This window comes from Sphingomonas sp. PvP018 (assembly GCF_017876865.1).
Lineage (GTDB): Bacteria > Pseudomonadota > Alphaproteobacteria > Sphingomonadales > Sphingomonadaceae > Sphingomonas > Sphingomonas aerolata.
In genome coordinates, this window is record NZ_JAGIOU010000001.1 from 3181366 (window position 1) to 3197908 (window position 16543).

The 16543-nt window shown below is 65.7% G+C and carries 12 protein-coding genes; 11 read left to right on the plus strand and 1 reads right to left on the minus strand.

Translation table 11 applies throughout. The annotated features are described in order from the left end of the window. Nucleotides 1-203: 203 nt before the first annotated feature. Nucleotides 204-872, minus strand: a complete 669-nt coding sequence (locus J3A66_RS14205; RefSeq protein WP_209569586.1) for a TetR/AcrR family transcriptional regulator — start codon at nt 870-872, stop codon at nt 204-206. Between the two features lie 142 nt (nt 873-1014). Between J3A66_RS14205 and J3A66_RS14210 the strand changes: the two genes are divergently transcribed. The 11 genes from J3A66_RS14210 (at nt 1015) to J3A66_RS14260 (ending at nt 16543) form a co-directional block, all read left to right on the plus strand. Continuing rightward, nucleotides 1015-3363 carry a TonB-dependent receptor gene (locus J3A66_RS14210; RefSeq protein WP_209569587.1) on the plus strand — a complete coding sequence of 783 codons (2349 nt, stop codon included), beginning with the start codon at nt 1015-1017 and terminating at the stop codon, nt 3361-3363. A gap of 113 nt (nt 3364-3476) precedes the next feature. Further along, nucleotides 3477-4685: an MFS transporter gene (locus J3A66_RS14215; RefSeq protein WP_245337082.1), complete on the plus strand. Its 1209-nt coding sequence runs from the start codon at nt 3477-3479 to the stop codon at nt 4683-4685. A gap of 667 nt (nt 4686-5352) precedes the next feature. After that, a complete protein-coding gene (locus J3A66_RS14220) occupies nt 5353-6651 on the plus strand; it encodes an EAL domain-containing protein (protein WP_245336828.1) in 1299 nt (432 codons plus the stop codon). Next, nucleotides 6648-7388, plus strand: a complete 741-nt coding sequence (locus J3A66_RS14225) for a LysM domain-containing protein (RefSeq protein WP_209569595.1) — start codon at nt 6648-6650, stop codon at nt 7386-7388. Before J3A66_RS14220 ends, J3A66_RS14225 begins: the two co-directional genes overlap by 4 nt. Further along, on the plus strand, nt 7388-9064 hold the full coding sequence (locus J3A66_RS14230) for a serine/threonine-protein kinase (protein ID WP_245336829.1): 1677 nt from the start codon (nt 7388-7390) through the stop codon (nt 9062-9064). Before J3A66_RS14225 ends, J3A66_RS14230 begins: the two co-directional genes overlap by 1 nt. 11 nt (nt 9065-9075) lie before the next feature. Beyond that, complete coding sequence (locus J3A66_RS14235) at nt 9076-10086, plus strand: type VI secretion system-associated FHA domain protein (protein WP_209569597.1); 1011 nt, start codon at nt 9076-9078, stop codon at nt 10084-10086. 65 nt (nt 10087-10151) lie between these two features. Then, a complete protein-coding gene (locus tag J3A66_RS14240; protein WP_348634057.1) occupies nt 10152-10856 on the plus strand; it encodes a protein phosphatase 2C domain-containing protein in 705 nt (234 codons plus the stop codon). A 784-nt stretch (nt 10857-11640) separates the two neighbouring features. After that, nucleotides 11641-12975 (plus strand): chloride channel protein, encoded by a 1335-nt coding sequence (locus J3A66_RS14245; RefSeq protein WP_031393631.1) that lies wholly within the window; start codon nt 11641-11643, stop codon nt 12973-12975. A gap of 35 nt (nt 12976-13010) precedes the next feature. Beyond that, nucleotides 13011-14474 carry a DUF389 domain-containing protein gene (locus tag J3A66_RS14250; RefSeq protein ID WP_209569601.1) on the plus strand — a complete coding sequence of 488 codons (1464 nt, stop codon included), beginning with the start codon at nt 13011-13013 and terminating at the stop codon, nt 14472-14474. A 140-nt stretch (nt 14475-14614) separates the two neighbouring features. After that, complete coding sequence (locus tag J3A66_RS14255) at nt 14615-15799, plus strand: trypsin-like peptidase domain-containing protein (protein WP_209569603.1); 1185 nt, start codon at nt 14615-14617, stop codon at nt 15797-15799. A 66-nt stretch (nt 15800-15865) separates the two neighbouring features. Beyond that, complete coding sequence (locus tag J3A66_RS14260; RefSeq protein ID WP_031438913.1) at nt 15866-16543, plus strand: response regulator transcription factor; 678 nt, start codon at nt 15866-15868, stop codon at nt 16541-16543.

The window sequence follows — 16543 nt, forward strand, 5'->3', positions numbered from 1 at the left end:
ACAGGTCGCATGGAGCTTTGATGTCCGGTTTCGCCTGAAGCAACCGTTCGCGGGGCAAGCAGCGAACGGCTTCAAAGTCCCACTTCTTGCCATTCTGCGATCGCCCTTCGCGAGGTACGGCGGACATTAACGGGTGTGTGAAACTGTGGAACACGCAACCCCGGCTGAATGTCGTCTTGTGGGTCGTGTACCTAATCGGCCCATCAAGTCTTGACCTTGGACATGGCCCGGTCATCCGGGCTGCGTAAGATGCCATCTTTCAGCATTTTCGCGACGACCTTCGCGATCTCATCTGGTGTCTCGTCTTCACTCCAGACGCCGTAGCGAAGCCCCAGGAACACGTTCATTCCCATGATCGCCCAGCCATGGACCTCGCTGACGTCGCCCTTGACCTCGCCGCGGTCCGCGGCCTTTCGCAGGCGACGCGTGATCCGGTCCGCCGTGGTCGCATAATGGAGGCGAAAGCTCTCTGGATCGACGAATTCGGACTCGTCGATGATCCGGTAGATTTCCTTGTGGTCACGGACGAAGCTGATGAATTCGCGAAGCCCCGCCTGCTCGGCCGCGATCTGATCGGGTGCGGACAGGATCGCCGGGGCGACATGATCGCGAACCTGGTCCGACATGTCGCGGACGAGCGCGCGGAACACCGCGTCCTTTGAGTCGAAATAGGTGTAGAAGCTGCCGAGCGCGACTCCGGCGCGGCGCGTGATGTCGCTGATCGAGGCCTGGTGGAATCCGTTGTCACCGAACTCGATCGCGGCGGCGTCCAGGATCGCACGCATCGTCCGGCGGCCACGCTCGGTCCGCGGTGCCTTGCTGTCGCCGATGACCGCCGGGTCTGACGGCGTCGTCTCCTGCGCCTTCGCCATTCTGTCTGCCTCGATACACAAGTTGAATACTGGTTCAGGTTTCAGTATAGACTGGAACCAAGGCGCACAACCCGGATCATACCGGGCGCATCAAGCGGGCGCCGCAGGAGGGGATGACACCGTGGCACAGCCGAAATCCGTCATGATCTTGTTGAACGCCGGTGTTGCGCTCGGCGCGTTGCTGGCGGGATCCGCGTCGGCGCAGACGCAACCCGTCGCGCCGGCAGCAGACGCGGCTCAGGCCGGGCCCGTCATCGAGGAGGCCGGGATTGACGGCGATATCGTCGTCACCGCACGCCGCCGCGAGGAACGGCTGCTCGACGTGCCGATCGCGATCACCGCGTTCACGGGCGCGCTGCTCGAGGCGTCGGGGGCGCTCGACGTCACGGATCTCGCCGCTGTCACGCCGAACGTTACGCTGGAAACTTCGCGCGGCACCAATTCGACGCTGACCGCCTTCATCCGCGGCGTCGGCCAGCAGGACCCCGTCGCCGGGTTCGAGGCGGGCGTCGGCATCTATCTCGACGACGTCTATCTCAACCGGCCGCAGGCCGCGGTGCTCGACATTTACGACGTCGAGCGGATCGAGGTGCTGCGCGGGCCGCAGGGGACGCTTTACGGCCGCAATACGATCGGCGGCGCGGTGAAATACGTGACCCGCCGGATCGGCCCCGACCCGACACTGAGCATCCGCGCAACCTATGGCAGCTATGACCAGGCGGACGGTGTCATCAGTGCGAGCACGCCGATCGGCGATACGGGGTTCAGGATCGGCGGCGCGGTCGCGCGACTGAGCCGCGGCGGGTTCGGCACGAACCTCACCACGGGGCAGGACAATTACAACAAGGATTTCTGGGGTGCGCGCGGCACGCTGCAATATGAGGCGGGCGACAGCGCGTTCTTCCGGCTGTCGGGGGACTATACGAAGGACGACAGCAACCCGCGCGGCGGGCATCGGCTGATTCCGGGGCTGGTGTCGCGCACGCCGGTGCTGTCCGACGTGTTCGACAGCCGCGGCGGGCTGGTCGCACCGAAACAGTCGGTCGAGGCCTATGGCGGGTCGCTCTTCGCCGAACTCAAGCCCGCCGCATATCTGACCCTGCGCAGCATCACCGGCTATCGCAAGGACGACAGCGCGACGCCGATCGATTTCGACGCGCTGCCCGCGGTCGATGTCGACGTCCCCGCCTTCTACAATAACGAGCAGTTCAGCCAGGAGGTGCAGCTGCTGGTCGATGCCGGGCCGTTCAACATGCTGGCGGGGCTCTATTATCTCGATGCCAAGGCGCGCACCGTGTTCGACGTGCGCTTGCCGGGGACAGTCACTGCGCTGACCTTCGGGAATGTGCGGACCAATACGGTGGCGGTCTTCGGTGACGCCACGCTCGACGTGACGCCGATGCTCAGCCTTTCGGTCGGCGGACGCTATACCTGGGACGATCGCATGTCGCAGATCCAGCGCAACGTATATCTGGGCGCTTCCCCCTTCTTCGGCGGCACGAGCGCGCCGATCGCGCGACAGACCGACTTCCGCGGGACCGCGAGCTTTGCCAAGTTTACGCCGCGCGCGTCCGTCAGCTTCAAGCCCGATGCCAACAACACGCTGTATGCGAGCTGGTCGAAGGGGTTCAAGGGCGGCGGGTTCGACCCGCGCGGCGTCGGCACCGCGGCACCCGACCTCAACGGCAACGGCATCACCGGTGCCGGTGGCGACCGGCAGGATATCTATAATTTCCTGTCGTTCGGGCCCGAGAGCGTCGAAAGCTATGAGGCGGGATACAAGGCGTCGCTGTTCGACCGCCGGCTGACGCTGGCGATTGCGGGGTTCCATTCCAAATATACCGATGTCCAGGTCCCCGGATCGGTCGGTGCCACCGTCGGCGGCATCCAGACCTTTATCGGCATCACGACCAATGCGGGTCGCGCCCGGATCAACGGTGTCGAAGGCGAGGCCAATCTGACGGTCGCGGAGGGCATTGCGGGCGCCGGCGACCGCATCAACCTGTCGGGGACGATCGGGTATCTCGATGCCAAATACACGCGCTTCATCGATTCCCGCGGGATCAATGTCGCCGCCAATCGCAAGTTCCAGAACACGCCCGACCTGACCGCGAGCGGGACGCTCGCCTATCATGTCCCGGTCGGATCCGCGGGCGCGATCGACGCGAGTACGACGCTGTCCTATCGCAGCGATTCACAGCAGTTCGAACTGCGCACGCCGCTGCTCGACCAGCCGGCCTATGCGCTGCTCGACGCGAACCTGGTCTATACGATCGACGTGCGCTTCTCGATCGGGGTGCACGGCAAGAACCTGACGAACAAGCGCTATGTCGTGTCGGGCTACAACTTCCTGCTGCAGAACCCCGATACCGGCGACTATCTGCGGACGGCGGCGGGCGCGTTGCGGCCATCGCTCGGCAGTGACGGCGTGCTGACGGCTTATTACGGCAATCCGCGTCAGGTCTTTGCGACCCTCACCGCGAAATTCTGATGGAGCGCAGCCGGGGGCGGGTGATCGCCCCCCGGTTACTGGAGCACAATATGGCGAGTGATATCCCGGCGACCCCGCGCGAGGGCCGCCGCTACCGCGTGACGGCGCTCGTCATGCTGTTGCTGGTCTACACGTTCAACTTTGTCGACCGGCAGATCCTTGGCATCCTCGCGCCGACGATCAAGGCGGACCTGGCATTGACCGACACGCAATTGGGCCTGCTTGGCGGGCTGGCGTTTGCGTTGCTCTATTCGACGCTTGCGATCCCGCTGGCGTGGCTGGCCGATAGAACGAGCCGCACCTGGGTTATCACGCTATCGCTCGCTGTGTGGAGCGCGTTCACTGCCCTGTGCGGTGTGGCCAGCAATTTTGCGCAGCTCTTCGCGTTCCGGATCGGCGTGGGGGTTGGCGAGGCGGGGGGCGTCGCGCCGTCCTATGCCGTGATCGCGGACACGTTCGCGCCCGACCGCCGTGCGCGCGCGCTGGCGGTCTATTCGCTCGGCATCCCGCTCGGGTCGGCAGCTGGCGTGATGCTCGGCGGCTATATCGCGACGTCGATCGACTGGCGGACCGCGTTCATCGTGGTCGGTGTCGCGGGGCTGGTGCTCGCGCCGGTGTTTCGGCTGTGCGTGCGCGAGCCGGTTCGCAGGTCCGATGCGTGCGACCGCGAGCCCGTCCGCCGCGTGTTCGGCATTCTCGTGCGCAAGCCGAGCTTCTGGCTGCTCGCGTTCGGCGCCTCGGCGAGTTCGATGCTGGGCTATGGCCTGGCCTTCTGGCTGCCGTCGCTGATGCAGCGGAGCTTCGGGCTCGACCTCATCGAGACCGCGCAATTCTACGGCGGCGTGCTGTTGCTGGGGGGCGTTGCCGGCGTTCTGCTCGGCGGCGTGCTCGGCGACCGGCTGGGGGCACGCGATCGGCGGATGTACGCGCGCGTCCCCGCGATCGCGTTCGTCATCGCGGTGCCGCTGTTTGCCGCAGGAATCCTGTCGTCCTCGGTGACGGCGGCGTTCGTCTTCTTCCTCGTGCCCCAGGCGCTCGCCTATGTCTGGCTCGCGCCCGTCATCACGGCGATCCAGCATCTGGTACCCGGGCATATGCGCGCCACCGCATCGGCGACGTTCCTGCTGATCAACAACCTCATCGGTCTTGGCGGCGGCAGTTTCGCGCTCGGCGCACTGTCGGACGGTCTCGCCGCGCATTATGGCGACGAAGCGTTGCGCTATGCGATGCTCATGGGGCTCGTGCTGTATCTGGTGGCCGCGTTGCTCATGTGGCTGGCGTCGACACCGCTCCGTCAGGACTGGGTCGATCAATCGACTTAAGACGCCAACACCGACAGCCGGATGGCTCCAGCCGGGACTGTCTGGGCGTGTGCTCGCGGAATGCAGATAGCGGATTGTGATGCTTTGATAGCGTCCAGTCGCTCGGAACAGGCACGAGAACGGCGGTACCGCTCGACGCCTGCCACGAACTGCGTTTTCACGTCAGATTTATGCTTACGCGGCGCCCCGATGATGTGATCCTCGGTGAATTCGGCCTTGCCGCATCGCTGCGCTCCGTCCGACGAGCTGATTACCAATGCCGTGGCGTCCGGGGATCAGGTCTGACGCACAGGCGGGGCTATATTAACACATCCGTATGATAATGGCCGCTATTCAGGTCGTTATGGGGTTTTCAACGGCGATTCCGCGTGCGCAGCGTTGGTGCATCGGGCTACTACCAATAGCGGCGGCTATCGTCACGTGGCGGTTCGTCGATCGCAGTGTCGCCGCCATAGCGTCCGTCGCAGTCTGTCTCGTTTTCGCAGCAATGGCGTATTCGATTGCCCAGCATTACCGGGTATCGCGATTGATCCGGCATTTGCAAATTCTCGCCGGGACGTCTCCGACTGTCTCGCGTGGTGAAAGGCTCACACAGAGCGTAGCGACCATCGCGGATCGACTGCAGGCTGTCGAGCATCGCACCAGTCATCGCCACGCGATTACCGGCTTGCCGACCCGCGAGCCGTTGATCGAGCGAGTGATGGCGGACGGGCGCGGCGTACTCGGTGTCATCGGATTTATGGACTTCGATCGGCTGTGCGCGTTTGACCCGGCGCTGGGCGAACGCCTGCTGCTGACGATCGTTGACCGGCTGACGCGGATGTTGCCCGAAGAACGACTGATTGCCCATGTCGATCGCGCCAGCGTCGCGATCTGGTTCGGCCCGGATGTCGTCGAGGAAGCCGCGCAGACCGAACTGGATGTGCTGCGATACGCGCTGGGCGACGTGGTGATCGACGGCGACCGGGAAATCCTGCCCGAAATTCGCGTGCGCCAGGTCAGGATGCCGGCCGAGGGTGTGAACGCGCAGGCGATGTTGTCCCGCACGTTGGCGTCACTGACGGTACAGCCCGGTGCCGTGGTCGCGGTCGCCAGCCCTGTCCTCGATCTCGCAGCCCTGGCCAGCGAGCGGTATGCCTTGGAACAGGACCTTCGCCAGGCGATCGCGCGCGGCGAACTGGAAATGCGATACCAGCCGTTGATCGATGCCGGGGAAGGTCGGGTGTCGGGCGCGGAATCGCTGATCCGCTGGTTTCATCCCACCCTCGGGCAGGTCTCGCCGTCGCGGTTCGTGCCGGTGATGGAGGCGATGGGGCTGGCGCATGAAATCGGGATGTGGACCCTCAACGCCGCTGCGCGGGAGGCGCGATCATGGCAGGCACAGGGCCTGGACGCCCTGCGCGTCGCGGTGAACGTGTCGGGGCATCAGCTCGACCGCGACGACATGGCGGCACTGGTCGCACGCACGCTTGCGCGGCATTCGCTGGGGGCGGCTGCGCTGGAGATCGAATTGACCGAGAGTGTCGCGATGAGCGACGGTACGCGCGCCACCCAGCTGTTCGACGCGTTGCGGGCGGCTGGCGTACGGATCGCGATCGACGATTTCGGCACCGGCTATTCCAGCTTCAGCACGCTGCGCACGCTGGCGTTCGACAAGATCAAGATCGACCGGGAATTCGTGACGAACGTCGATACGCTGCGCGACAGCCAAGCGATCTGCCAGAGCATCGTCGCGCTGGGGCGCGGGCTCGGCATCCGCGTGCTCGCCGAAGGGGTCGAGCGACGCGCAGAATATGAGTGGCTGTTGCGTCACGGCTGCACGCATTTCCAGGGCTATTATTTCTCGCCACCGCTGAAGGGCGCGGAGTTCGTCGCGTTCGCACGCGATTCCGCCGGGCTCGCGAAGTTGCTGGCCATCGACCCGTACGCGATGCGGGACCGGATCACCGAAAGGCTTACCGCATGAGTTTCTCTCCTCGACAGCTCGCGCGGACCGGCGCGCTGGCGCTCGCGCTTGCGATCACCGCCTGTTCGCATGGGCCCAAGGCGGGACCGCAACCGGCGCCTGCGCCGCAGACGACGCCGGCGAGCGAGATCGACGCAATCCTGCTATTGCTGGATCAGGGCGATAGTGGTGCAGCGAAGAAGCGCATCAACGCCGCGTTGAAGCGCGATCCGATGAATCCTTCGGTCCAGGTGCTGCGCGACTCGATCGACCGCGATCCGAAGGATCTGCTGGGGCCGACGAATTTCACCTATACCACGCGGGACGGCGACACGATGTCGGGACTGGCGCAGCGGTTCCTGGGCAATCGTCTGAAGGCGTATCAGCTCGCACGCTATAACGACATCGCCAAGCCTGCTGATCTCGTGGCTGGCCGGACGCTCCGTATTCCAGGCGAGCCCCCGCGCATCGAGGCGCCCCGGCGATCCGAGCCGCGACCCGTGCCGGCCGCTCCCACCCGCGTGAAGCAAGCCGCGCCCAGGCCGGCGCCGGTGACGAAGCCGACCGCACCCACGGTCAATCGGGTCGCCGCGCGTCAGGCGCGCGCGACGGGGCTGGCGGCGCTCAATTCGGGGAATGTCGTGCGCGCGGTCGGCCTGTTGCGCCGGGCCGCTGCGCTCGATCCCGGCAACCCGGTCATCGCGCGCGACCTGACGCGTGCCGAGCGCATCGCCGCCACCGTGAAGGCGCGTAAGTGATGGCCGAGATGCTGGGACGCTACCGGATCGACGGTCGGCTGGGCGAGGGCGCGATGGCGGACGTGTTCCGCGCGTTCGATCCGGGGATCGGGCGCACCGTGGCGATCAAGGTGCTAAAGCCGGAATATGGTCGCGACCCCGAACTGGGCGAACGCTTCCTGCGCGAGGCGCGCGCCGCGGGCGCGCTGAACCATCCCAATATCGCGACCGTCTACGATGTAGGTGAGGCGGACGGTGTCGCCTATATCGCGATGGAGCTGATCGAGGGGCAGCCGCTCGACACGCTGCTGCTGGCGCAAGGCCGGCTGCCGTATGAACGCGTCCTGGCGTTGGGTCAGCAACTCGCCTCGGCGCTCGACTATGCACACAGGGCGGGCGTCGTGCACCGCGACGTGAAGCCATCGAACATCCTGCTGTCGGCGGACGGCCGCACCGCCAAGCTGCTCGATTTCGGCGTCGCGCGGATCGGCGATATCGACGTGTCCGGCACCGACGGACGCCTTGCGCGCACGCAGGTCGGCCAGATGATCGGAACGCCGCGCTATATGAGCCCGGAACAGGCGCTCGGCATCCCCGTCGACCAGCGGTCGGACCTCTTCTCGCTGGGCGTGGTGCTGTACGAGATGGTGACCGGCAAGGTCGCATTTCCCGGCATGGGGCTGGCGACGCTGGCCATCCAGATCGCGCAGGAGCGTGTCGAGCCGATCGCGCGCTCCGCCGCGGACTGCCCGCCGGGCCTGCGTTTTGTGATCGACAAGCTGCTGGCGAAGAAGCCCGAGCAGCGGTTCGCCGACGGCCATGCGGTGTACGAGGCGCTGACCCGCGAGATCGCGGCGACCGCCGAGGCAGCACCCGGCCGCCGAGGCCTGCCGCTGAAGATCAAGCTCCCGCTGGCGCTCGTCACAGTAACCGCGATCGCGCTGGTCGCGAGTGTGTCGTCGATCCTGGAGCGGCAGCAACGCACGCTTGAGCATATGGCGATCGTGTCGGGTCGCTCGATCTCGGCGTTCGTCACCGGCAACACCGCGGTGCTGGCTGCCGACAATGCGGGGCTCGCGCCCGAGCAGCAGGACTGGACCGCGTTGCAGGCCTTCGTGGCCTCGGCCTCGCGCGATCAGGAGATTCGCGACATGGTGGTCGCCGATACCGGCGGGATCGTCCGCGCGGCAGACGACGCGAAGCTGATCGGCACGCGCTATCGCCGCACTGTTGGCGAAGCGGCGATCGGCAGCGGCGCCGGCGTGACCGCGGCACCCGACCGGGGCAGGGGCGCAGGACTGCGGTTCGTCCGGCCGATCCGCTATGCCGGGGCCGAGTTCGGCACGGTCGACCTTGTGCTGCGCCGGACCGCGCTGGACGCTGCGATCGACAATGCGCGGATGCTGCTGACGGTGCTGTCGCTGGTAATCATGGGTGTGGTGCTGGTGATCGGCTATCTGAGCGGCGCTATGGTTGCCCGGCCGCTCGCCCGACTGCGCAAGGCGCTGGACGAGGCGGCGAAGTCTGATTTCGCCCTGCGCATATCGCATCGCCGCCGCGACGAATTCGGCGCCGCGTTCGACGCGTTCAACCGCGCCGCCGCCGCGGTCGAGCCGCATCTGGCGGGGACCGGCGCGCAGGCCGACATCGCGATGCGCGCTACCCGCGTCGTGCCGTCCGCTCGTCTGGCCGCCTGAGGATCCGTTTGATGTACATGCTGCAGCTTTTCGACCGAGACGACATGGTCCAGCCGCTCGATGCGCGGCTGATCCGCGAGGGTCTGCTCCGTATCGGTCGCGATACCGAGGCGGACTGGCCGATCGCCGACCCCGATTGCGCGCTGTCGCGGGCGCATTGCGAACTGCGCGTCGACGGCGATGGGCTGACACTGCGGGCGCTCGGCGCGAATGGCGTATTCGATGCCGATACCGGGCAACGGTTTCCCGATGCGGTCGACGTGGTGCTGCCGGTGCCGAGCGCGCTGAGGCTCGGCCGGTTCAAGATGGTCGCGACGCAGGCCCCGCATGGCGACCTGGAAGTCGATGGCGCGCTGACCATGGTGCTGACGCCGCCGCTGGGATCGTCGGTGGAGGTGCCGAGCGAATGGGCCGATGCCGGTGAGGCGCGACCGCCGGGCGATGGGTCGTTGCTGGAGGCATTCTGCGAGGGCGCCGGGCTGGACTGTTCGCTGCTCTCCGAAGAGGAGCCGACCGAGATCATGCGGCGGGCGGGTGCGGTGTATCGGCAGATGGTGCTGGGGATCGGCGACCTGATGGCCGAGCGCGACCATGCGCGCGGACGCTATCAATTGACGCGCACGACCATCAGCGGCGCGGACAATAATCCGTTCAAATGGGCGCCGACACAGCGGCTGGCGATCGACCTGCTGCTCGCGGGCTCCACCGGGTTCCTGTCGGGCCCGGCGGCGCTGAAGGCGTCGTTTCGTGACGTGAAGCGGCATTTGGTCGCCACGTTCGCAGGCCTGCAGGGGAGCCTGCGCGCGGCGATCGGCACGTTCGAGCCGGCATCTGTCGATGCGGCGATCGCGGACCGCGCGACGCTGCTGAAAAGTCGTGCGAGCCTGCAAATGGCAGAAGTCGCTGACCGTCATGCCGACCTGACGCGGCAGATCATGGCATCCGCACCCGGCTCGCTCGATCGCGCCTTCGCCCTCGCCTATGACGCCGCGGATACGGCCATGGCCCGCGATCCCGCATGAAGCTCGCCAGCCTGTTGCGACGCAAACCTCGCGGCGGTCCGTCGCCCGCTGAGGAAACTGTCTATGTGTCGCAAAACCGATCCCATGTCGGGCGGGTGCGCAGCGTCAACGAGGATCGGCTTCTCGATCGGGCAGACCGTGGGCTCTGGGCGGTCGTGGACGGCATGGGCGGCCATAGCGGCGGCGCCGCCGCCGCGGAAACGGTGGTCGATGTCTTGCAGGCACTGGCGGATGATCCGGCGCCGATCAACGCGGCAGCGGTGCGCGCCGCGGTGTCGCATGCCAATCGCGCGATCTACGATGTGCATGCGACCAGCGGCGCGACGATCGTGCTTGCGTTGATCGAGGGCAGTGAGGCGACGATCTTCTGGGCGGGGGACAGTCGGGCCTATCTGATGCGCGGCGGCGGGGCGGAGCAACTGACCCACGATCACAGCGTCGTGCAGGAGATGATCGACGCGGGTGTCCTGACGGAAGCCGCGGCGGACCGTCATCCGCAAGCCAATGTCGTCACGCGCGCGCTCGGCGTTGCGCCGGCCGTAGCGCTGGATAGCGTCACCACACTTGTCCAGCCGAACGATCGACTTCTGCTATGCTCGGACGGCGTTTCACGATCGCTTGATCCGCGCGATTTCGCGACGATGCCCGCGGCGATCGGGGACATGGCGGACCGCATTCTTGAAAACGCACTGCAACGTGATGGCAGTGACAATGCAACGCTCGTCGTGATCGCAGCGCTATCGGGGCGAGACCTGTGCGTTCACCCGTAGCGGAACGCACGACCGCTGCTCTGTTGTTATGCAGCGTCATGCAGAACCGTGTACCATCTGCTAGCCTAGTATAAGAATACTAACGTTCCATATCGCGCTGCCGTCGAACGGCCGGCACGCATAGATGTCGGCCGATAACTCAATCGCTGTCGATGGTGGGAATTCAACGGGATGCAAGCCATCTGGTTTTTTGCATCGGGAATGACCGGAATGGCGGTTAGCGGGGCTGGCGGCGTTCCATGCTGGATCATTGCCAAGCGCTGGTGCCATTTAGGGGGGGCATCACGTCCTCGCAAACGGCAGAGATGCCAAATCGTCGCCGCATTGATCCCGGCCACTGCAAGCGCGACTCTTGGCAGAGTTAGGCCGCGTTCGTGGCCCGTAGGGTAGTTCATACCAAACTATATATTGTAATATAAGTTCATAACGGTGCTTTGTTTCGTCATTTATAATTATAAACATTATCCTTATTGAACTATATGTTTTATCAAGTAATGTACGATATGCTGTGAAAATAGCTTTGGTTTTTCAAACGCTCTTTGGTGCGGGAATACAACCAGTCCGCTTTTAGGAGCCGATCAGTGGAAGCAGAGGTTCGTTCATCGAGCTATATTGCCTTAGCCTCCATCCCGACGCCGACCATCGGCTTGATCTGCTGCGGTGTGGCATGACGCGTTCTGAGGGCGCTCAGCTGACAGATGGGGTCGACGCCATGCACCTCGTCCCGGTTCAACGGCTTGGTGTCAGGGGTGGCCTAACTGGCGCCGCGACCTAAAAGAGCCCGATGGCTGGCCTGTTCAATCGTCTCTTACCGTCCAAACGCTGGACGCCGTCGCGGTATCGGGCGTTGCTGCGCGCGCGCGGGCCGCGATCGACACAGTTCCGGACGCGGGGTGCGATCCTTGCGGGGGCGATCCTGATCGGGATCGTCGCGACGCTGTTTGCCGAGGCGGCCGATTGGGCGGGCGAGGTTTTCAGCAACTTTGCAAAGACATGGCATTGGTTGCCGCTGGTCACGACGCCGCTGACGTTCATGGGGCTGGTCTGGCTGACCCGTCGCTATGCGCCGTTCGCGCGGGGCTCCGGGATTCCCCAAGTCATCGCGGCGCAGGCCAATCCGAATGATGCGACCGGCACGTTGATCTCGATCCGGACGGTGGCAGCCAAGGCGGTGCTGACGATCGGCGCGGTACTGGGTGGCGCATCGGTCGGCCGCGAAGGCCCGACCGTCCAGCTGGCGGCAGCCGTCATGGGATTTACGCATCGTCTCGTCCGCGTGCCGTTGCGGGGCGGGGTCCTCATCGCCGGTGGTGCCGCAGGCGTTGCGGCGGCGTTCAACACGCCGCTCGCCGGGCTGCTGTTCGCGATCGAGGAACTCGCGTCCGCCTATGAGCAGAGGGTGACGCTGCTCGTCCTTGCCGCGATCGTGATCGCCGGGATGGTCGCGCAGTCGGTGCAGGGCGACTATATCTATTTCGGCGCGATCGGTGCGCATATGCCGCTGCTGTCCGCGCTGATCGTCGCGCCGGTCGCAGGGATCGCGGGTGGCATGACCGGCGGGCTGTTCTCGCGCATTCTCCTGGCGATGGCGGTCAGCCGCAATCGCGTGACGGGATGGACGCGCGCGCATCCCGTCGCGTTCGCCGGTGTCTGCGGGGGCGTCGTTGCGGTACTCGGCGTCGTGACAGGGCTGACATGGGGAACCGGCTATGCCCCGGCGCGCGCGATGATCGTCGGCGTGGATGCGCCGCTCTGGTTCGGGCCGGCCAAGCTGGTCGCCACCGCCGCGACGGCGATCGCGGGCCTGCCGGGCGGGATCTTTGCGCCGTCGCTCGCCGTCGGCGCTGGCGTCGGCAATCTGCTGCGCGAGATCTTCCCCGGCGAGCCCGCCAGCGCGATCGTGATCCTCGGCATGGTCGCCTATTTCGCGGGCGTCGTCCGCGCGCCGCTCACCGCGGTCATCATCCTGTCGGAGACGACCGCGAGCCGCGGCCTGATGCTGCCGATGTTCGCGACCGCGTTCATCGCCGATGCGGCCAGCCAGTGGGTATGCCGCGAGAAGCTGTACCATGGTCTATCGAAGACCTTCGCCATGACGGAGACGACCCGATCCACCTGAACCCTGCAAAATTCGCAACGCTCCCCCGGGCGTGGATGGCCAAGGCCACCGAAAGCGTCGACCATGACGGCATCCTGCGACAGATTGCCGAGGAAGCGGGGTGGTCGGGACGCTACGCCTTCCTGATCGTCATTTCGGCCGCGATCTCGTTGCTCGGGCTGCTGATGCCCTCGGTCGCGGTGCTGATCGGCGCCATGCTGCTGTCGCCGCTGATGATGCCGATCATCGGGCTGGGCTTCGGCATCGCGACGCTCGACTTCCACGAGATACGCCGCGCGGCGACCGCGTTGATGCTGGGGGCGGCCATCGCGGTGGCGCTGTCGGTCGTGCTGATCCTGCTCTCCCCCGTCCAGACGATCACGAGCGAGATCGCCGGGCGGACGCAGCCGACGCTGTTCGACCTGCTCGTCGCCCTGCTGTCGGCCATCGCAGGCGGCTATGCGCTGATCCGGGGGCGCGGGGGTACGGTCGTCGGCGTGGCGATCGCCATCGCCCTGATGCCGCCGCTGGTGGTGGTCGGGTTCGGCATCGCGACGTGGAACTGGGTGGTCTTTTCTGGCGCGCTGTTGTTGTTCCTCACCAATGCCATCACCATCGCGCTGACCGCCGCACTCGTCGCGCGCTGTTACGGGTTCGGCAGCCACCTGTCGCCGCACCATACCGGGTGGCAGCTCGTGCTGTTCGCGGTCGCGATCGGAGTCCTGTCCATTCCCCTTGGTGCCGGTCTGCGTCGCATTGCGTTCGAGGCGGTCGCCCAGCGGCAGGTACGCGATGCACTGGGCGAGGACTTTCCGCCCGGCGCGCGGCTGAGCCAGGTCGAGATCGACCATGGCGCGAACCCGGTCCGGGTTCGTGCGGTCATGCTGACGCCGAGGATCGAACCGGGGGCGGATCGCAAGCTCGCTGCGGACCTTCGCCAACGATTGTCGCGGCCGGTCGATGTCCATGTCGACCAGGTCCGCATCTCGCCCGAGACCGGCGCGGTCGAGGCGGCGCAGATCGCGCGGGCGGGCAATGGCGATGCGCTGCGCGTCGCACGCGAGCGCGATCGGGCGATCGCGGACGTTGCGCTGATCGCCGGCATTCCCGTTTCATCGGTGCAGCTGGATTCGGCGGCGCGAACGATCCGCGCGACGGCGGCGCCCCTGACGGGGCTTGGCATTGCGGGCTATCGTGATCTGGAACGTCGTGCGGACGCGGTGGTCGCCGACTGGCATGTCAGTCTCAATCCGCCGAACGATGTCGTCTTGCCGGACGTCGGTATCAAATCCGGCGTCATCGACGATCAGGCGCTCGGCGACGCAGCCTGGGTATCCGCCCGGTTCGCGCGGGCGATCGACGTGCTGGGCGGGACCCTGCGTCAGCGCACAGCGATAGCACAGGGTATCGTCGCGCGAGGGGGCAGGGCAGCCCCGGGGCGTGCGGGCGGTCGCCTGCGCCTGATATGGTCGGTCGACACGGACTCATCTCCGGCGGAAACAGGCGAGCGCGGGGCATAGCCGCTCCGGCTGGAAAGATTGCACGGATGTAATGTTCGAAACAGGCTGCGCCCATCATCCGGGTTCAGAAAGGAGCATCTGCTTCTAACTGAACAAGGACATGGATCGTGGTATTCAAGCGTCGCCTGACTGTACGTCCAATGATCGCCGCCGTCGCGCTTGGCACAACCGCACTCGCCGGCGTCGCGGGTGGCGCGATCGCTGCGGACGACGGTCGCGTGAATATCGCCGACCGGTTCATTGCATCCGGTCCTGCTGCCGTCGCGTCGACCGGTGTGCACGCCTCTTTGTCGGATATGGTCGAGGCCGTAGGACCGAGCGTCGTTCAGATCCAGGTCAAGCCCGCAGCTCTTCAGGCGTTGCAATTCGAACCGACACAGTTCGGCTCAGACGATAGCGAACTGGCGGATCGTCTGGGGCAGCTGTTCGGCTTTGGCATGCAGGATCGTCACGGGCAATTCGAAGCGCCGCAGCAGCGGCAAGGCCCGCAGCGCGGATCGCTCGGCTCGGGGTTCATCGTCGATGCCTCCGGGATCGTCATCACGAACAACCATGTCGTCAACGGCGCCGATCGCGTCACCGTCCAGATGTCGGACGGACGGGAGTTTTCCGGTCGCGTCCTGGGCCGCGATCCCAAGATCGATGTCGCCGTGGTGAAGATCGACGGGAAGGGTAGATTCACCCCGATCAAATGGGGTGACAGCGATCATATCCGGGTAGGCGATAGCGTGTTTGCGGTCGGCAGTCCCTTCGGCCTCGGCAATACCGTGACGTCCGGCATCGTGTCTGCCCGCGGCCGTGAGATCGGGGCCGGGCCGTATGACGATTTCCTCCAGGTCGACGCTGCGATCAACAGCGGCAACTCGGGCGGGCCCTTGTTCGATGGGGCAGGCCGGGTCGTCGGCGTGAACACCGCCATCTTCTCGCCGACGGGCGGTAACGTGGGCATCGGCTTTGCGATACCCGCCGCAATGGCGCGCAAGGTCGCGCTTCAGATTGCGCAAAACGGCCACGTGTCGCGGGGGCGGATCGGCGTTTCCTTGCAGGACATGTCACCGGACATCGCGCGTGCGATGGGCTCGGACGTCACCAAGGGCGCGCTTATCGCCGAAGTCGAAGATGGCGGGGCCGCTGCCCGATCCGGCCTGCAGCGCGGCGACGTCGTTCGACGCTTCGGATCCACGCCGGTAGATAACGGGCGCGACCTTGCCCGGGCCGTAGCAGAGGCTCGGATCGGTTCGATCGTCCCGACGCAGGTGGTGCGTGACGGCCGTCAGGTCTCCCTGAACCTGCGCATCGCCAGCGAAACGTCGGGCCAGTCCTGAGCGTGTGGAACCGGGGGGCGGTACACGCGTCCGCTTCCTGAACACCTGAAAAGGATTATCGCGCGCTTGAAGCTGCTCCTGATCGAAGACGATGCACAAACCGCTGAGTATGTCCGCCGCGGGCTGGTCGAACTCGGACACGCGTCGGATCATGCCGCCACCGGCATCGACGGTCTCACGGCCGCTATCGTCGGCAAATACGATGCGATCATTCTGGACCGGAACCTGCCCGGGCTCGACGGACTTTCGGTGCTGAAGTCGCTGCGCGCAAAGGGTGACCAGACGCCGGTGCTGCTTCTGTCCGCGCTGGGGCAGGTGGACGACAGGATCGCAGGGCTGCAGGCCGGCAGCGACGATTACCTCGCCAAGCCGTTTTCGTTCGGCGAACTCGTTGCCCGTCTGGAGGCGATCGTGCGGCGGCGCAGCGATACGCACGCCACGCAAGGTACCCGGCAGACGGGCTCGTTGACGCTCGACCTGCTCGGCCGCACGGCCATGCGCAACGGCAGACGTATCGAACTGCTCAACAAGGAGTATCAGCTGCTCGACTATCTGACCCGCCATGCCGGGCAGGTGGTGACGCGTACGATGCTGATCGAGGCGATCTGGGATTATAACTTCGATCCGGGGACGAATGTCGTCGATGTCCATGTCAGTCGTCTGCGTGCCAAGATCGACGGTCCGGAGGATGTCCCGATGATCAGAACGGTGCGCGGCTCCGGCTATCGACTGGATGCTGTCTGA